We start from the raw sequence: 18,038 nt of genomic DNA on the forward strand, positions 1-18,038 counted from the left end.
GACGCGCCGTGGCGGTACAGCCTGCGCGAGGGCGCCAAGGGCGTGCAGCTGGCCGAGCTGGCGCAGAAGAGCTGGGCAGAACGCCGATGGATCGACGTCCCATCGCTCGCCGCAAGATAAGGAGACGCGTCTTCGAGACGGCGACCGGGCGCGGGGCCGCTGTCGATCGCGTCTCCATGGTTTTTAACGTCAGTGATGAACGATGTTCGGAGGAGAACGAAAATGAGCTTTCAATCCTACAATCCGACGACCGGTGAACTCATCGGAACTTATGAGGAGCACAGTGATTCCGAGGTCGAGCGGCTGCTGCAGCAATCCCATGATACCTGGAAGAGCTGGTCGAAGACGCCGATCGAGGATCGCTCCGCCTTCCTCATCCGACTTGCCGACCTCCTCGAAAGTCGCGCGGAAGAATACGGCGCCCTGATCGTATCGGAAATGGGCAAGCCGCTGGCGGAAGCGGTGGGCGAAGTGAAGAAATCGGCTTTCGGCGCCCGTCATTTCGCCGGCGACGGCCCTGCCTATATCGCAGACGAGGCCATTCCAGGCACGCCGAGCAAGATCGTCTATCAGTCTATCGGCCCGATATTCGGCGTCATGCCCTGGAATCTGCCGTTCTGGCAGGTGCTGCGCTTCTTCATCCCGGCCGCGCTGGTCGGCAATACCGTCGTCGTCAAGCATGCGGAAAGCGTGCAGGGGTCTGCGGCAGCGATCGAGAAGCTGATCCTGGATGCCGGCGCTCCTGCTGGCCTCTATACGAATCTTGTCATCGACCGCCGGCGCGCGCCGCAGATCATCCGTGATCCGCGCATCGCCGCCGTCACCGTAACGGGCAGCACGCAGGCTGGGCGCTCCGTGGCGGAGCAGGCAGGCGCGCTCGGTAAAAAGGTCGTGCTGGAGCTTGGAGGCTCGGATCCCTTCATCGTTTTTGCCGATGCGGATTTCGACAAGGCCGTGCAGATGGCGGTCGTTTCACGCTACTCCAACAATGCCCAAAGCTGTATCGCAGCCAAGCGGTTCTTCATCGAGGAGTCGATTGCCGAGCGTTTTACCGCGGCTTTCGTCGAAGCCGTGAAAAAGATCCCGGTCGGCGATCCGATGAAGTCGGAAACGAAGCTCGGGCCGCTGGCGCGCAGGGATATTCGCGATACCGTGCAGCGTCAGGTCGATGAGGCGATCGCGGCCGGCGCCAAGCTGCTGGCCGGCGGCAAGCCGATCGGGGGACCGGGCAATTTTTACGAAGCGACGGTGCTTTCCAATCTTCCTCATGATGCTCCGGTCGCCCGCGAGGAGTTTTTCGGGCCGGTCGCAATGCTCTTCACTTTCAAGAGCGAGGAGGAAGCGATCGATCTTGCCAACGATACCGAATATGGTCTTGGCGCCACCGTCTGGAGCGGCAACCCCGAAAGAGCCGAACGCGTCGCTTCGCGGATCGAGGCTGGTGCCGTGTTCATCAACGATTTCGTCCGATCCGATCCCCGCGCGCCTTTCGGTGGCGTCAAGGGATCGGGCTTCGGCCGCGAGCTCGGAGGTCTTGGCGCTCGGGAATTGACGAACGCAAAGCTCGTATGGAAAGGAGCCTGAGGCTCCTGCCTTGTCATCGGGGCTTTTCGAGTTCGTCGCAGCGCTTCCTTTCGGGTGCGGCGTTGATTGCGGAGCCCGCCAGTCTGCTTTCAAGCGCGGTTGGATGACCTGATGCCCCGCCGTGAAGGGGGCCGTGCGGATGTTGGAAAAGCACTCGTCGAACCTTTGCCTGCCACGTTGAACAACGTCGCAAGCCATATGCAAATACCATAAAGCCGCCGTGCAAAACTGCGCGGCGGCTTTATGGTTGTTCAGGCGCTTGCCGAATTCCAACGGCGTCTGTGCTTCCCCGAATTTCTTTGTGATCTGAGGTGGAAAAAATCGGGATGAGTGGCCTGTCATATCTTCTCATCGCGAGGCAGGTAGTTACGCCCAGCGTACAGGTGCTGAGCAACCGGGCAATTGTTTCCGCCGGATTCCTTTGGATTTTACGCTTGTCGTCAATGTCGAAGCAGCGAAGCGTCTTGCCGAAGTGTTCCCCGTCAACCGCCTGATCCCCAAGCCGCTGCTGTCAGTAGTCTCCCGGCTGCGGGTGGGTCGCAAGCATCAGGTCCCTGAGACCGCGGCTGCCGTCGCGGTTGCCGGTTGCGGCAACCGCGGTGAAGATGCGCTCGGCATCGTCGTACATTTTGAGATTGAGGTAGCTGTATCCGCGCAGCACCATGAGATCGACGCGCTCCTGTTGCAGCTGTGCGCGCTGGTCGAGGTAGAGCAGTGTCTCTTGGTAGCGTTTGCTTGAAAACGCCGAGAGCGCGCGGTCGGCCAGTATGGCCACTTGAAGTTCGGCCGCGCGCTGATGGTTCATCGGTGCCTTGGTTGCCGCGACGGCTGCGTTGTTCGCCAGTCCGGCCCGCAGATAGGCAAGGCTTTGACCGTAGGCGGCCTCTTCCCGCGACTTGGGATCGCTATTGTTCAGCGCGACGCCGAAGGCTTCCACCGCTTCCATCGGCCGATTGAGGTTCATCAGGCACCAGCCGCGTCCAAGTGCATTGCCCGGTGTCAGCAGCTCCGCATTGGCGGTGGTGGTGCATCCAGCCGGCTGGCGGGCCGCGCGGGTCACTGTCCGGGCACGGGCTTCCGGCGCGGCATAGTCCGGCGAAGGGGCGCGGCGACCGGGAGCAACCGGCTGTGCGGCGATCTGCGTGTTGCCATAGGACTGGGCTATGGGGGGCTCAGGCGCGACCTGCGAAACCATCGGCGGCGCGCTCTGCAGCGTACCCGGCTGCGTCATTTGCGGTGCCGTCTGGGGCAGCAGTTGAGGTGTCGCTTGCGCGGGCTGGTTGGGAGACGGCAGGGGTGCGTAGACCGGCGTGCGCGGCGCAGGTTCGCCAAGGACCGCGATGCGCTGCGAACGCCCGGCCCACAGCCGCTGAACCTCGGCGACGCCCTGACGGTCGTTCAGTTGATTGCGCGTGATGGCAAGCCCGTAGGCGGAAGGTTCGTCGTCTGGCTTCCAGCGCAGAGCCGTTTCGAACCATCTTGCCGCCGCCTGCGGCTGATTCATCGAGCGGGCGAACCATCCGAATTGCTGCGCCGTCGGCACGTATTTCTGCTTCGTGACCTCGGCGGCGATGCGGCCAAGGATATCCTCGCTGAGATTGGCGGGCGGTTGCAGGGCCATCAGATTGGCGGTCGCGGCAAGATAGGTCGCCATGGCGTCTTTCGACTCGTTGCGCCACTTGTACATGGCGTCCTCGGCTTCCTGCGGCTTGTGGTCGGCGATCAGCACCAGGGCAAGGCCCTGCGAGATCGTTGCGGAGTCTTCCTTCTCGTGCGCGGCTTTGAACCACTGTTCGGCGTCCGTGTAGTTGCCGCGGCGCAGATAGTACCAGCCGAGGAGCGAATCGTCCGACGCCAGACCCTGGCTGCGTGCGACACGCTCGACTTGCGAGAGATAATCCTGCGCGACCGCCAGCTTCGGATCGTCATTGCCCTGGGCGACGAAACGGCGTGCCAGATCGGTCCGTATGCTGTCGAACTCCCGACCGCCATTGCCATCCGGCTTTTCGAGCGCCAGAAGATCCTGCATCGGCTCGTAAGGCAGCAGGGCAGACGCCTTCTGGACGGTCGCAAGTCTTTCCTGCGGATTGGTGCAGGTCTTCAGAATATACTTGTAGGCGTCCTGGCCTCGCGCTGCGCGATCTGTGCGGATGAAGGCTTCAGCCACCCGCCACAGGATGTCGATATCGCTGCAGGTCAGCAGGCTCGGCGTTTTGGCGCCGATATCGATAACCGTCGCATATTGTTTGAGATCGGAGGCGTTGACGAGACGCGTGCGCGCTTCTGCTATGTCGAGACGCTCCAGAAGATCCGTGGGCGCCTGCCAGCCGGCATCGGCCGCCTGGCGATCGGCTATGGCCTTGCGCACTTCGGCATAGCGACCCTCTGAATAGAACTGCCACATGGCCTCCAGCTGCTTGTCGCTGTTTTGCGGAATGGCAAGCGGGTCGGCAGGGGGTGTCCAGTTCGGATAGAGTGTCTGCAGCCGCGAAATTTCGGCCTGGAGTCGGGCCTTGTCGCCGCGGCTGGCGAAATAGCGCAATGCGCTTTCATCCACCTTGGGCACGTTGCCGGCGGCTTGGGCCGGTGCCGGCTGCGGCGTCGCCGGTTGCGGGGTTGGCTGCTGCGCAGTCTGCTGCGCGGGCGCCGCCTGTGCGACCGATTCGGACGCGACGACGGATGATGGCTGCGTCGTCGGCGGATCGGAGAGGACCGACGACGGCGCGGTTGCCTGGATATGGTCCGCAAGCGTTTGCAGATCGACCGGCTGTCCCAGGATGCCACCCTGCGTTGTATCGGCGGCGAGCGTGATTTGCGGATCGATGCGTCTGGATTTCGCCAGCTTGATCTTGTCTTCGGGCGAGTCGTGATCTTTCGTCGCGAGCGTAAATCCCGCCACGGCGACGGCCACAAAAGCCATGATCAAGGTCGACTTTATAAACACTCCGGATGTTTCTCCGTGATGAAAGCCAAGCTCAAGAGCTGTAAGGTGGCCGGATAATAAAGCGATGGCGCGAACTGCCGAACCGATGCGGGCAGTTTCGTTCCACTCACCACACACGCCACAACATCGTTAACAATTCTATAACCGGGGTCGGAAAGCAGGTCTTTCGGCTTGCCCGTTACCAGGTCGATGGTCGCCGGTTCGTCGCCTTCGACCGTCATGCCTTGCTGCAGGCGTGCGAGCAGAGCTTTGTCGCCAATGCCGGCGCGCGCGAGGTAGAGCGGGATTCTGACGGCATTATAGCCGAATTCTGCGTCGAACCCGTCGGCAGGTGTCGGCTTGGCGCGCAGGCTGACCCAATCGGCGGGCAGTTTGCGCGGGCCGAACTGCATCGAACGCAGCAGGGCGAGCCCGTCGTCGCTCAGCTTCTGCCAGCGATCGGACGGGGCGAGCAGCGCCATGACGGGAATAGCCTCGAAGATCCAGTAGGACGGGTTGATGACGGGGCCGTCCTTGCGGCCCGGCGCCCTGTAGCCGTCCACGCCGGGAATGAGCAGCGTCCGCCCCGCGGCATTCACGACCACGCGGGACAGGATTGCTCTTGCCATGTTTGCGGCGGCTTGCAGGTAATCCTTCTTGTTCCAGGCCGATCCCGCCAGTGCCAGCGCATAGGCGATCAGCAGATCGCCGTCGGAGGCATTATTCGTATCCGTCACATGCGGCGTGACGGCAGGATCCCATTTCCAGACGGCAAGGCCATCGTCGCGCAGCAAAAGCTCGGTACGCGTAAAGTACCAGATCTGCTCGAAATCGGCCTGATTGTTGGCGAGATAGGCCAGCAACAGACCGTAGCCTTGACCTTCGCTGTGGCTGATGCCGCCGTTGCCGTTGTCGATGATGCGGCCGTTCGTATCGAGGAACTTCGTCTTGTAGTCAGTCCAGGCTTGCGGATCGAGCGCCGCATGCTGAGCGGCTGCCGGCTGGGCGACCGCGAGGATGGCGGCGCTGCAGATCGCAAGAAAGGAGCGCCGGACACTCATTCGCGCCTGCCGATCTTGGAGAGAACGCTTGCGGTGCTGATACCGAGCAGGAAGGAGCCGGCCACGAACAGCAGCGCATAGGACAATATGTTGCTGGAAAGCCAGTTCGCCGCAATCAGGCGGTAATTGGTCAGGGACCAGGGCTGGGACATGACGAATGTGAACCGGCTGACCGGAACCGTATCGATCTTTCCGGTCTTGCCGGAATAGACTGTTATGCGGCCACCGATTTGCGACCATGTGCTCTGCGCCGTCATCGCTTCGACGCCCGTGCGCAGGTCTCCGCTGCTCGGCGCGGTCACGACGGTCCAGGTTGCGTCATTGGTCGGATTGGCTTCCTGCGCGATCAGGAAGGTATTGGTGTTCGATGGTGTGAACACCTGCTCCGAGCTGGGTATGAAACGCAGGGAACTCAGCGTGATATCGAAATTGCGATGCATCCATTGCTGGAAACGCTCCATCTGTCCCTGTAAAAGCCCGCCGCTGACGCGTGAGCGCCAATCGGCAATCGTCACGGACGCTTCCGGCGTGCCTCCTTGCCCGGGAGCAGGCGGCCGCCAAGCGACTTGGCTCGATGCGGTGATGTTCATCTGCGTCAGAATTGTCGACGGCAGTTGTGAGACGGAGCCTATGAACAGGGCGTTGCGGGTACCAACCGTGCTTGGCGAGGCGGTCGGCTCCAGCGTGATCGGGTGCCCTGCGACGAGCGCCATCTGACCGAGCAGCGTCGCGGTCGCAGACAGCGTGTCGGCATCCGCCCGATCGATGAACAGAGCGGTCGGCTCGGCATCGCGATTGTAGGGGTAGCCGGTGCCCGCAAAGGCCGCGAGGTTCGGACGCTGCGCGACCCTGGCAAAATCGGGGACGCGGAACTGGCTGGTGTCGAACAGCGCGAAGCGGGGCGTTGTGTTGGATGTCGCCGCGGGCGCGCAGGCGGTGTCCTCGTCGGCCATCAGCATGGCCTCAAGCGTCACCGTATTCAGGCCCGGCTTGAAATGACGCATGGTGATGCGGATCGGCAATTGCCGGAAAATGCCGCCGCCCGTTGCGGTGATCGGCTTGGTCGTGGCGATGCTGCCGTTGACATAGACGTCGATATGGCTGCCCGGCCGCACGTCTTCGGCATAGGCAGCGTCGAGCAGGATCGTGGCTTCACCATAGGCATTCGCATAGAAATCGGATGGAATGGCGACGTTGAAACTGGTGTGGAAATGCCGCCCGGAGAATTCCGTCGTCTTGACGCCCAGCTGTTCGAAGGAAAGGCTGGTGCCGGAATAGATCAAAGGCGCGTCCGGCGCACTCCAGCGTTGTGTCACCAGGAGATCGCGGCGGCTATCGGGGTCGCGGTCGGTCGGCGAGACGACCATATCGATCGCCGAGGAGATCGCCTGCCAGGAGGGGCCACTGACGAGCAGCAGTTGCTGGCCACTGCGCGGATCGGTGGCAAATGTCGCCAACGCCCCATTCTGGGCCGAAGAGGGAACGGCAAATACCGGCTGCAACTCCGCGGGCGTGCCGACCACGACGGTCATCTTGCCGGGACCTCCAGGCGGCAGCTGGTCCGTGCCGAAGGAAAAGGTCTCGTTCGGCATTCCGCTGAGCAGTGCCAGCCCCTGTGCGAGCCGCAGGATCGGCTTGGTCGTTCCGGGCTGGGAAAGCGCCGGCACGACAAGGTTGAACCGGGTCTTGCCGACATCGTCGACGCCGATCGCGCGGATTGCGTCCGTGGTCGACAGTTTCTCCGCCTCGCGTCCGGCAAAGCTCAGATAGGTCTTGGCAGGATCGAGATCGGACCAGAGCTCGTAGGTCGACGGAATGTCGCAGTCGACGCGGTGGCGTTGTACCGCCTCGAAGGTGAGCAGATTGGCTCCCGGCTGCAAGAGCCCGCGCGGGATATCGAAGCTCACATTGGATTCGTTGTCGGACGAGCCGATCTGCTGCTGGTGCACCACGCGATCATTGATGAGAACCGTAAGCTGCGATGCCTCGGGCGCGACGACGACCGCATTCTGATAGGCAAAGCTGAATTTCGCGGGTGCCGCTGCCTGCTCGGGGGTCAGATAGATCGACCAGGACTTGCGATCGGCTTCACCCTCAAGGCGCAATTTCGCGAAGGGAACGACATAGCGACGCAACCCGGTTGCCGCGGCTGTCGCGCCCGGCGCGACCTGTGCGGGCGCCTTAGCCGGGGCAGCGGGTGTACCGGTTTGCGTGACGGTCGTTTGCGGCGTTGCCGCTTGTGGCGTGACTGGCGGCGGTGTTGTCGCCAGAGGCGCGGTTGCCTGAGGAGCCGCAGCCTGCGGTGCAACGGTCTGCGGGGCGACGACCGGAGGTGCCGCCGTAACCGGCGGTGCAGTCTGCGGCATCGTTGTTTGCGGAGCGATAATCTGCGGCACTGTCGGCGGTTCGCCTTTCGGGCGCTCACCCGACATGTCGAAAGGCGTCGTCTGCGCCTGTGCGGCGGCGGCGCCGAAGAGAAGGATAAGGGCAGGTAGGATGCGGTTCATCAGCTTCTCGCCTTCGCATCCTGCCGCTGCTGCGCGCGCTCCGAGCCAACGCCTCTGAAAAGATAGATCAGGCCGCGGCTGGTCTGGTAAAGCGACAGGCTCAGGAACCAGATGGTGCCACGGATGATGCCGGGATTGCGGCGCCGTGCCTGCTGGAATTTCGTCCACTGATCGGAATTGGCAAAGACAAGGTCGGCGATCAGGCGATGATCGGCGGCACCTTTTGGAATATACTGGCAGCCGATGGCCGTGATATCCCCCATCTGCTCCATGTTGCGCACGACGACCGACAGCGTCACCATCTCGGCGCCGCTATACGATTGGAAGCGTATGGTCGCTTCCGACCCGACCTTGATCTGCTCGAGATCCTTGTTGAACACGTTCAGCCTGGCGCCATGGACGGAAACATCCTCGATCGACGCCGAATTCCAGCGACCGTCGATCCCGAAATCGCTGCGGCGATCGACCCTCACTCGTCTTGAAGAGGCGCGCTCCCCGCGCTCCGAAACAACCCCCAGCGCGCAGCCGGAAAGGATGAGGTTGATGATGTTCCAGCCGCCGACGACGAGCGTAACATCCGCCTTATAGGGCTCCGCATAGACGCGGTAGATGGTGACCGCCAGTGCGACGATCTGAACCGCGAAGATAACGAAGAACGGACGGCTGATTTCCGAAAGCCGGCTGACGGCGATCGACTCGTCCTTGGCCGTGACCTTGAAGGTCGGCTTGCGCGGATTGAGCATGACCGAAACGACCGCCGGCAGCAGATGCACCGTCTGGACATATTCGTAGAGCTCGGAAATCCACGGCCAGCGGAAGGACCCGTAGAGATAGTTCTGCATCATCAGGTTCACGAGCATGTAGGCGAGCGTATAGGCGAGGAATTCGCTGCCGGATGCGGTGAAGATTTCAAGATCGAAGAAGAGGTAGAAGAGCGGCGCGAACAGGAAGGTCACACGGGGAAACGGAAACAGCCAGAACAGCGTCGAGGACATGTAGCAAAGGCGCTGCGGCAGCGTCAGACCGCGCTTGAACAGCGGGAATCGGAAGCGTAGGATCTGCATCATGCCCTGGGCCCAGCGGCTGCGCTGGCCAATGAAGCTGGCAAAGGTTGCCGGCTGCAGGCCGGCAATCAGCGGCTTGTCGACATAAATGCTGTTCCAGCCGGCGCCGTGAAGCGCCAGCGCGGTTTCGCAGTCTTCGGTGATGCTGATGCCGCTGAAGCCGTTTTGCGATTCCAGCGCCTTGCGGCTGAGCACGGCGGCAGAGCCGCAGAAGAAGGCCGCGTTCCACTTGTCGAGGCCGCGCTGAATGATGCCGTAGAACATCTCGTTCTCGCTCGGCATGCTGTCGAAGGTGCGCAGGTTGCGCTCCAGCGGATCCGGATTGATAAAGAAATGCGGCGTCTGGACGAGGAAGAGCTTGGGGTCGTCCTCGAAATAGCCGACGGTTTCGCGCAGGAAGTCGCGCGCAGGCGCATGGTCGGCATCGAAGACCGCGATAAGCTCGCCGCTCGAATGCTGCAATCCGTTGTTGAGATTGCCGGCCTTGGCATGTTCGTTGCGCTCGCGGGTCAGATATTCGACGTCGAGGTCGGCACAGAGCTGCTTGAGTTCGTCATGGCGCGCGATGGCGGCCTGCGATTCCAGAACCTTGGTCGAATTGCGCTTCTGCGCGGTGCCGCCGTCGTCAAGCAGCCAGACCTTGAGCCTGTCGGCCGGATAGTCCATCGCCTTGGCGGAGGCGAGCGTATTGGCAAGAAGATTGGTATCCTCGTTGTAGGACGGCACGAAGACATCGACCCTCGGGAAATGCGTTGTCTCGGATGCGCGCGTCGTGCGCGGCGGCAGAGGAGTGGCGACGATGAAGAGGCTGAGCATCAGCATCGCCACGTTGTACATTTCCGCAAGATAAAGCAGCAGGCCGGGAATGAAGTTCTCGAGCTGGTTGACCGGCGGCAACGTGTTGGTGGTCCGCCAATATACGTAGCGCAAGACGATGGCAGTGCCGAAGGCGAGCGCAACCAGCCGCCAGGTGCCCTGGCGCTTGAGGATCTTGATGATCGCCATCATGGTGACGACCACGGTGCTGGCAATCAGCTGAGTTTGAAGGTTGACGGGAAGCGTGATCAGCACGACGCCGCATAGCGCTATCACGGCCCATATCAAGATGCTGCGTGCGGTCTGCATCGATGTCCCTTCAAAGGTATTGCCAGACGCCATCCTGGCGCCCCGAGGTGGTTCCGCTTAGCGGCATACCCCAGATATGGCAGCTTCTCGGTTACAGTCCGGTAAAGGCACGATCATATTGCCCGCTGTATTTACAGGTGGTGGCGACGGCACCATCGATGTCGGTCCGCCGGCGCCATTCGTCTGTGAGGAATCGCTCTGTCCATCCGGCAGCGGTATACGCGGGCCGATCATCGGCGGCAGGGTAGGCTGAATCTGCGGCTGGGGTTGTATCACGGCCGGCCTGCGGATGATCGCCGGCCGGATTGCGGCCGGGCGGTTCTGGTATCCGATGTCGATCGGCGCGGTGCGATAAGGCGTTGCGTCGGGATAGACCATCTCGCCGGGCTTGCCGAGCACGGCGTCGGCGCTGCGTGGTCCGCCGAACGGGTTCAACGCGGCACCGGCAAAGTGTCCGGCGATCGTATAGCCATAGACGGTGCCCAATAGCTGGCGCTCCGTCGCACGGGCATCGCAGAGCCGTATGCGAACCTGAACCATGCCGAAATTGCGTTGCTCCTGCGACGGAGCGAAGCCGGCCTTCACCTGCTGCCATGCATAGAGGCAGGTGTCGCCCGTCCTGCTCTGGCCGGACGCGTAACCGAACGGGCCGTAGCTGTTCTGAACGAGAACTGCGGAGCGGGCGAGCCTTACGCCGGGTACCGCGGCGGCCATTTCACGGGCAATCGCACCCTCGCTGATCGTGTTGAAGGGCCTGCTCCCAAGCCCGGGATTCGAGCCGGTTATGCCGAGAAACTGCACCTTGAGGAAATTCTGACCGGGAACCGAAGAGGAGGTGAACAGCGAAATCGTCTGCTCCACATCCTTGGCATGCTTGCGCTCGACGATATTGACGATCGCCGGTCCGCCGGGCGGCGGGAAAGCCAACGCCTTGTCGCTGGAGACGGTTTCCACGCCGATCGACTGATGCACCTGGCCGGTTGTCGTGCAACCGGTTCCGAGGCAAGCCAGGCCAATCAGCGCTATCGTTCTTATAGGGTGCATCTTTTGGGATCGCGACAATCGTTTGTGGTCACATTTATCGGCAAATTGCGCGCCGGTTCCGGGAATCAAGTCATTGTATTCGATATGGCGAATAAAGGTGATTATGGTTAACCAAGGGTTAACTTCAGGTCGTCGGCGTGCCGGAAGAGACCAAGAAACCATGCCGAACGCGGCCTCTCGGACTGATGGCGCGAAAGGAGAGGCATGGTTGGCGGCCCGCAGGCGCCAGAGGCTGGAGGGGCTGCCGATGCCGGAAAGCGCCCACGCGAAGGCAGGTGTTTCGGGGCGCAGAAAGGTCGCCGCTTCACCAAAGCGGGGCTTTTCTGCGGTTGCGAAATGAATATAGTGAGTTCGACCGGGCGTCGTGACACTCGGCCGCCTTCACATTGTCACCGGCCGCAAGGCGCGAAAGTTCTGCACCGCTATGCTGGCCTGGCTTGATCAGAAAACCGAAATCGTCGAACGCACCGATCCGTCATCACGATATTTCGAGCCGGCTCATGCCGCCTATTACAACGGAAAGCCCGGCCAGCCGCTAAAACTCATGCTGCAGGCGCGCAGCGACTTTCTGTCCATCTGGCGTCGGTCGGATTACCGCGAGCATGTGGCGGAATTCAAGCTGCTCGGCCGTCAGCTCATCATCGTCAATTCGCCGGATGCCGTCCGCTATGTGGTCGCCAAGCGCCACGAGAATTTCGAGCGCAAGACGCCGCAGATGCGCCGGGCGCTGGAATATCTGCTGGGAGACGGGCTGTTTATCTCTGACAAGGAGACGTGGAAGCAGCGCCGGCCGCTGGTCTCCGACATCGTGCACAAAAACCGCGTGCCGGCTTTCGGTGCCATCATGCAGGATACGGCAAGCGAGCTTGCCGATCGCTGGCAAAGCCTCGGAGAGGGCGCCGAGGTCAATGCCCTGTTCGAGATGGCGGGATTGACGGCCGAGATCATCTCTCGCAGCGTCTTCGGCAATGATCTCGGCGAGGAAAGCGCCAACGCCGTGACGGAAGGTTTCGCCAGCTACCAGTCGTTGGTCGATTCCATCAATCTCGGCTATTTTCTCGGCTTCGACGAGGGGTTGCCGATCATCAAGACGCCGAGCCTGAGCCGGTCGGTCAAACGCATCCATCGCATCATCGATCAGGTGATCGAAGAGCATCTGGCCGGCAAGGGCGATAACAGCTCGATGGTCGAGTTGCTGATCCGCCGACAGCAGCGCAATCCCGAACTGAAACTCGATGTCGTGGCGTTGCGAAACGAGGCGGCCACGATCTTCATGGCTGGCCATGAGACCACGGCCGCGACGCTCACATGGGCCTGGTATCTGCTCGCCGGTGCGCCTTGGGTGGAGGCGGCAATTCATGCGGAAATCGAGGCCGTCTGCGGCGACCGGGTTCCGTCGATCGACGACGTTCCGGCGCTCGACTGGTGCCGGGCGGTCATCGAGGAGACCTTGCGCCTTTATCCGCCTGTGCCGATTCTGGCGCGGCAGGCAGCCGAGGCCGACGAAATCGGCGGCGTGAAGGTGCGCAAGGCCGCGCTCGTCATGATCGTGCCATGGATCTTGCATCGCACGGAGACGCTGTTTCCCGAGCCGCACAGGTTTCACCCGGAGCGTTTCCTGGGCGCGGCGCGGCCGACGCCCTACAGTTACATTCCCTTCGCAGCCGGGCCGCGCGTATGCCCGGGTCTGCAATTCGGTCTCACCGAGGCGATCCTCTGCCTGGCGATCCTTGCCCAGCGTTTTCGGGTGCGCATCAGGGAAGGGCACAAGGTCCAGCCGCAGTGTCGCCTGACGTTGCGCCCGCGCGACGGCATGCCCGTGACGCTCCACAGGCGCCGGGGATGACGATGAAGGACGAGACCGGCAGGACGGTTGCCGCCGGCAAGCGCAAGGCCTGGACCTATGAACCGCCGAAGCCACCTCCGTTCGCCGATTTTCTGGCGGGCGGCGCCCGGCGCAAGGTGTTCCTGTGCTATTGGGTCCATGAAAATATCGACAACGCCGCCGACCTGTTCTTCTATTTCGCCTTCATGCTCCTGCCGGCCCGGGTCTGTTCCGCGCTCGGCGGCTGGCTCGGGCGGTTCCTGGCGCCGCGCTTCCATAAAGGAGCTTACGCACGCGCTGCAGCCAATCTGAGGATGATAAGGCCGGAACTCGCAGATGCCGAGCTCGAGAAGCTGCTGGATGCCTATGCCGATTCCCAGGGTCGGCAGATGGCGGAATATTCTGTCGTACCCAGATTGGCGCGCCGCCATGTGCGCAAGATCGGCCTGGGGGAATTGGTCGAGCGCTGTTCAGAAGGCCCGGTCATCTTCATCGCGCCGCATGTCAGCAACTGGGAGGTACTCTGGCATTGCCTTCTCGACATGGGGCTCGCCGTCACCATGAACTACGACCCGCCGAAACGCCGCTCGCGCCACTATATCGTCAATCGCTTGCGCAAGGGGGCCGGCCTCGGCATCCTGAAACCGGGGCGCAGCTTCGTGCGCCCCGCTCTGCGGATCCTGGAAGATGGCGGCAACCTGCTGATGTTCTGCGACGAGGGCTTCAACGGCCACATCCGGGCGCCCTTCTTCGGCCGGCCGCCGCATCTTGAAGGCAACTACGCGCTCATCGCGCGCATGGCGCGGAAGACGAATGCGCTGATATATCCGCTTTATATTGTTCGGGAGGCGCAAGCGAGTTTTGCGCTCCACGGCGTCGAGCCATTCAGGCTGCCGGCGAAGGACGAGGTTCGAGAGCAGTTGATCGAGGACGTGCAGTTGCTGAATGCAGTAATCGAACCAATGGTGCGTAACCATCCGGAACAATGGTATTTTATCGACAATCGGATGCCGGATGTCGGTCGCGCGTGATCGACATGATGAATGCGTTCCGCTGTTCAGGACAGGCTTGGCTCAGATCTCCAGAATAGCCTTGATGACCCCGGCTTCCGGCTTCAGCCATTCCTTGAAAAGTGCTGGCCCCTCCTGAAGCGGACCGCGATGGGTATTCAATGCTGCCGTAGGCACCCGGCCATTTTCCATCTGCCTCACGACCTCCGCAAAATCGTCCGGCTGAGCGTTGCGGCTGGCGAAAAGGGTCGTTTCGCGCTTGTGGAACTCCGGATCGGAGAAGGTGATGTCGTCGCGCACCACGCCGACGAGAACATAGCGGCCGCCGTGGGAGACGAAGCCGAAACTGCGTTGCATCGCCTTGGCATTGCCGGTTGCGTCGATGACGACGTCGAAGAAATCGCCGCCGGTCAGGTGCTTCGCATCGGCCTCTGCGTCGTCGTTGGCGAGCATCGTCCGGTCGGCGCCGAGCGAGGCGACCGTGAATTCCAATCTGTCCTCGCGCATGTCCATGACGGTGACGTCTGCGCCGCGCGCCTTGGCGAAGATGACGGCGGACATGCCGATCGGGCCGGAGCCGACGACAAGGACGCGATCTGTGGCGGCAATACCGCCGCGCTTGACGCCGTGTGCGCCGATCGCCAGGAATTCGATCATCGCGGCTTCTTCCAGCGAAGCCTTGCCGGCCGAAATGACGTTTTGCTCCGGCAGGCAGACGAACTCGGTCATGCCGCCGTCGCGATGCACGCCGAGTACGGAAAGGCTTTGGCAGGCATTGGTGACGCCGCGCCGGCAGGCAACGCATTTGCCGCAGGCAAGATAGGGAACGATATAGACGTTTTCTCCCGCCTTGAGGCGGCTTGAACCGTTTGCGTCCTCGACCGTGCCGGACAGCTCGTGCCCCATGACGCGCGGATACTCGAGAAAGGGATGCTTGCCCTGATAGATGTGAAAATCAGTGCCGCAGATGCCGATGCGTCTGATGCGCACCAGCACCTCGCCCACGGCTGGGGTCGGGACATCGCGCTCGATCAGGGAGAGACGGCCGGGTTCGTCACAGATCAGTGTTCTCATGGTGATGCGCTCTCGAAAGCCGGAGATGCCGGCCGTTTGCGTTAAAAATAGATGTGCGGCCGAAGCCGCGAGGCAAGGAGCATCGGCCGTTCCGGCCCCTCATTGCCGATCCATCTGCTCCAGCCTTGGATCGAAACTCGCTCAACGACGGTCATGGCGCAGTTTCCATCATGGGATAGCGAGCCGCGATTGCTCTCAGCACCGGCGCGTGCGAAGCGCTGCCGGCCTTATCCGCCCAGTCCAGGAAAGCATGGATGCGCCGGCCGACTTTCTCGCGATGATGCTGACTGATATCGGCGATGCGATGATTGAGAAATGGATTGAGGAAGCGGTCGAGCGTGGTCGTCACATAGGTCTTCGCCTCGTCACCCATGCCATTTGCGGCAAAGCCGGGCAGCACTTCGTTTTGATAGAGCGCGTCCAGCCTTGCTCGAATGTCGCTGTCGGCCAATATGGCGCGCACCGTTTCGTCCGCCGGGCGGTCTTCACGCTGCCAGATTTCGGCAAGGAAGGTATGGCCGAGATTGAGAATGTGCAGCTTCAGGCGCTCGTAAGGCTCGAGATCGGATGTCAGCACGATATTTGGGTGGCTGCAGGGTGGCCGCACGCCCGGAGCCCGCTTGATCGCCCATAGCGCATAAGGTTCCGCAACGGCGCCGATCGGCTCGATCGCTTCCGAGACGATGCGGTCGACCAGCGTCTCGGCGAAGGCGACATGCTCGTCGAGCCAGGCATGGAACCCCGCCGGTTCGGCGTTGCGCCTGGCGCATTCGACGACCGCCTGTTTCAGGATGCGGCCGTTACCCGTCATCAATTCGCAGGGAAGGATGACCAACGGGCGGCCGGATGCCCGCCAGCGCTTGACGAGGAGGGCGGCAAGCTTCGCGGGGAATGATCGCGGAACTCGGTCATCCAGGCCAAAGCCGTCTTCTTCGGGCCAGGTCCTGTATCCGGTTTCGCCGGTGTTGGAGATGACGAACTCGGCATCTTCGGCAAAGATCGTCGACAGCTCAGCCCAGTGTTCGACGGCGGACAGACCGCGATCGACACTGGTGACCTGCACGATGCGGTCGACGGGCTGCCCGTCCGCAATGCCGCGGATGATGACCGGATAGCCGTCCGGATTGGCAAAGGCACCGACGCGTCCGCTGCGGCTGCTGGCGCCCGAAACCTGGACGACGGTGATAGGACCGACATCCTGGCCCGCTTGCCGCGCCTCGTGCACGAAGAATGCCGCATGTGCCTGCAGAAATCGGCTGGTGCCGAACTGGATGATCCGCGAGCTCACGCCAAACTCCTGATGCCTTCGATGCCGATAGGCGTCGCTGCTGGGTTGATGTGACATGCAGACACGCAGCTTTCCTCCCGACATCTGTTTTTTATCTATAGAAAACAGTTAAGCGCCCGGACGTCAAATGTTTTTTATCCGGATAACCAGACGCGGCGATGTGTCTTTCAGCGATGTCGCATGCTTGAAGAGTGATCGGCCGGCCGGCGTTTCTTGAGGCGAGGCGATAATTTAACGCGCCAGGCTGCTTTTCATAAATATCACAACAAGATGTCATAAAAAGTGTTATTTTGTAACTTTTATTTGTTATGAAATGCAACGATGATGCGCCTGCATCTGGCCTCAGGTTTTCGAGGAAAGCTGGCGACCGACGGCAAGCATCCTGTCTTATGGCGCCGCTTGAAACGGACGGCATCATCCGCGCGATCACAGAGACACATCACGACCCCGGAGAGAGTTGAATGGCACGTATTACCTTAAGGCAACTGCTCGATCACGCCGCCGAGAACGGCTATGGCGTGCCTGCTTTCAATATCAACAACATGGAGCAGGCGCTTGCCATCATGGAGGCGGCCGATGCGGTCGGCGCCCCGGTGATCATGCAGGCCTCCAGGGGCGCCCGGGCCTATGCCAACGACATCATGCTGAAGCACATGATGGACGCCGTCGTCGAGATCTATCCGCACATTCCCGTCTGCGTCCATCTGGACCATGGCAACGACCCGTCGAGCTGCATGACGGCAATCCAGGCCGGCTTCACGTCGGTCATGATGGACGGCTCGCTCAAGGCGGACGCAAAGACGCCGGCCGACTGGGATTATAATGTCGCCGTGACGAAAACGGTCACCGACATGGCTCATCTCGGCGGTATTTCCGTCGAAGGCGAGCTCGGCGTGCTGGGTTCGCTGGAAACCGGCATGGGCGAGGCCGAGGACGGTCATGGCGCGGAAGGCAAGCTCTCTCATGACCAGTTGCTCACCAACCCGGACGAGGCGGTCAAGTTCGTACGCGAAACCAAGGTCGATGCGCTGGCGATCGCCATGGGCACCTCGCACGGCGCCTACAAGTTCACGCGCAAGCCGGATGGCTCGGTGCTGGCGATGAATGTGATCGAGGAGATCCACCGCAAGTTGCCCAATACACATCTTGTAATGCACGGCTCTTCCTCGGTTCCCGAAGAGCTGCAGGACATCATCAACAAATATGGCGGGCAGATGAAGCCGACCTGGGGCGTGCCGGTCGATGAAATCCAGCGGGGCATCAAGAATGGCGTGCGCAAGATCAATATCGACACGGATGGCCGCATGGCGATGACGGGCCAGATCCGCCGCGTGCTGCAGGAGGACCCGAGCGAGTTCGATCCCCGCAAATATATGAAGCCCGCCATGGCTGCGCTGACGAAGCTTTGCAAGGAACGCTTCGAGCAGTTCGGCACGGCCGGGCACGCCTCGCGCATCCGGCCGCTGACCGTCACCGAGATGGCCAAGCGTTACACGTCCGGGTCGCTCGACCCGGCTTTTTGCTGAGCTAGGG

General features: G+C 61.8%; 11 protein-coding genes and 1 pseudogene. 5 read left to right on the forward strand and 7 right to left on the reverse strand.

Going from position 1 to position 18,038, the window contains the following annotated elements; translation table 11 throughout:
• Together GR212_RS04010 and GR212_RS04015 are read left to right on the forward strand one after the other, a co-directional pair.
• Window positions 1-120, forward strand: a pseudogene (locus tag GR212_RS04010) (Gfo/Idh/MocA family protein); the annotation flags it as partial.
• 102 nt (window positions 121-222) lie between these two features.
• Entirely contained in the window at window positions 223-1,584 is a 1,362-nt protein-coding gene (locus GR212_RS04015; protein ID WP_163985178.1) for an NAD-dependent succinate-semialdehyde dehydrogenase, read from the forward strand.
• Between the two features lie 511 nt (window positions 1,585-2,095).
• On the opposite strand, the gene GR212_RS04020 is transcribed toward GR212_RS04015, so the two are convergent.
• The 5 genes from GR212_RS04020 to bcsN are packed head-to-tail and all read right to left on the reverse strand — an operon-like array spanning window position 2,096 to window position 11,308.
• Complete coding sequence (locus GR212_RS04020) at window positions 2,096-4,522, reverse strand: cellulose synthase (RefSeq protein ID WP_163985710.1); 2,427 nt, start codon at window positions 4,520-4,522, stop codon at window positions 2,096-2,098.
• Entirely contained in the window at window positions 4,519-5,568 is a 1,050-nt protein-coding gene (locus tag GR212_RS04025) for a glycosyl hydrolase family 8 (protein WP_163985179.1), read from the reverse strand. The genes GR212_RS04020 and GR212_RS04025 overlap by 4 nt, the downstream gene beginning before the upstream one ends.
• The gene (locus GR212_RS04030) at window positions 5,565-8,075 is read right to left on the reverse strand and encodes a cellulose biosynthesis cyclic di-GMP-binding regulatory protein BcsB (protein ID WP_163985180.1); all 2,511 of its coding nucleotides are present in this window, start codon (window positions 8,073-8,075) and stop codon (window positions 5,565-5,567) included. The genes GR212_RS04025 and GR212_RS04030 overlap by 4 nt, the downstream gene beginning before the upstream one ends.
• Complete coding sequence (gene bcsA, locus GR212_RS04035; RefSeq protein ID WP_163985181.1) at window positions 8,075-10,264, reverse strand: UDP-forming cellulose synthase catalytic subunit; 2,190 nt, start codon at window positions 10,262-10,264, stop codon at window positions 8,075-8,077. Before bcsA ends, GR212_RS04030 begins: the two co-directional genes overlap by 1 nt.
• Before the next feature lie 57 nt (window positions 10,265-10,321).
• A complete protein-coding gene (bcsN, locus tag GR212_RS04040) occupies window positions 10,322-11,308 on the reverse strand; it encodes a cellulose biosynthesis protein BcsN (RefSeq protein ID WP_163985182.1) in 987 nt (328 codons plus the stop codon).
• Between the two features lie 364 nt (window positions 11,309-11,672).
• Here bcsN and GR212_RS04045 point away from each other — a divergent pair, with 364 nt between their 5' ends.
• Together GR212_RS04045 and GR212_RS04050 are read left to right on the forward strand one after the other, a co-directional pair.
• Window positions 11,673-13,154 carry a cytochrome P450 gene (locus GR212_RS04045; protein ID WP_348643437.1) on the forward strand — a complete coding sequence of 494 codons (1,482 nt, stop codon included), beginning with the start codon at window positions 11,673-11,675 and terminating at the stop codon, window positions 13,152-13,154.
• 2 nt (window positions 13,155-13,156) lie between these two features.
• Complete coding sequence (locus GR212_RS04050; protein ID WP_246725680.1) at window positions 13,157-14,164, forward strand: lysophospholipid acyltransferase family protein; 1,008 nt, start codon at window positions 13,157-13,159, stop codon at window positions 14,162-14,164.
• 42 nt (window positions 14,165-14,206) lie between these two features.
• On the opposite strand, the gene GR212_RS04055 is transcribed toward GR212_RS04050, so the two are convergent.
• The gene (locus tag GR212_RS04055; RefSeq protein WP_163985184.1) at window positions 14,207-15,217 is read right to left on the reverse strand and encodes a zinc-binding alcohol dehydrogenase family protein; all 1,011 of its coding nucleotides are present in this window, start codon (window positions 15,215-15,217) and stop codon (window positions 14,207-14,209) included.
• A gap of 151 nt (window positions 15,218-15,368) precedes the next feature.
• Window positions 15,369-16,505, reverse strand: a complete 1,137-nt coding sequence (locus GR212_RS04060) for a mannitol dehydrogenase family protein (protein ID WP_163985185.1) — start codon at window positions 16,503-16,505, stop codon at window positions 15,369-15,371.
• Window positions 16,506-16,966: 461 nt separating this feature from the next.
• Between GR212_RS04060 and fba the strand changes: the two genes are divergently transcribed.
• Window positions 16,967-18,031 carry a class II fructose-bisphosphate aldolase gene (fba, locus tag GR212_RS04065; protein ID WP_163985186.1) on the forward strand — a complete coding sequence of 355 codons (1,065 nt, stop codon included), beginning with the start codon at window positions 16,967-16,969 and terminating at the stop codon, window positions 18,029-18,031.
• Window positions 18,032-18,038: the final 7 nt, after the last annotated feature.

The sequence above is a fragment of the Martinezella lusitana genome, assembly GCF_010668395.1.
In the GTDB taxonomy this organism is placed as follows: Bacteria; Pseudomonadota; Alphaproteobacteria; order Rhizobiales; family Rhizobiaceae; genus Rhizobium; species Rhizobium lusitanum_A.

Bases quoted from the DNA above. Each gene is read 5' to 3' on its own strand.
- bcsA (WP_163985181.1), bottom strand. From the start codon at position 10,264: ATGCAGACCGCACGCAGCATCTTGATATGGGCCGTGATAGCGCTATGC.
- GR212_RS04025 (WP_163985179.1), bottom strand. From the start codon at position 5,568: ATGAGTGTCCGGCGCTCCTTTCTTGCGATCTGCAGCGCCGCCATCCTC.
- GR212_RS04030 (WP_163985180.1), bottom strand. From the start codon at position 8,075: ATGAACCGCATCCTACCTGCCCTTATCCTTCTCTTCGGCGCCGCCGCC.
- fba (WP_163985186.1), top strand. From the start codon at position 16,967: ATGGCACGTATTACCTTAAGGCAACTGCTCGATCACGCCGCCGAGAAC.
- bcsN (WP_163985182.1), bottom strand. From the start codon at position 11,308: ATGCACCCTATAAGAACGATAGCGCTGATTGGCCTGGCTTGCCTCGGA.
- GR212_RS04050 (WP_246725680.1), top strand. From the start codon at position 13,157: ATGAAGGACGAGACCGGCAGGACGGTTGCCGCCGGCAAGCGCAAGGCC.
- GR212_RS04015 (WP_163985178.1), top strand. From the start codon at position 223: ATGAGCTTTCAATCCTACAATCCGACGACCGGTGAACTCATCGGAACT.
- GR212_RS04055 (WP_163985184.1), bottom strand. From the start codon at position 15,217: ATGAGAACACTGATCTGTGACGAACCCGGCCGTCTCTCCCTGATCGAG.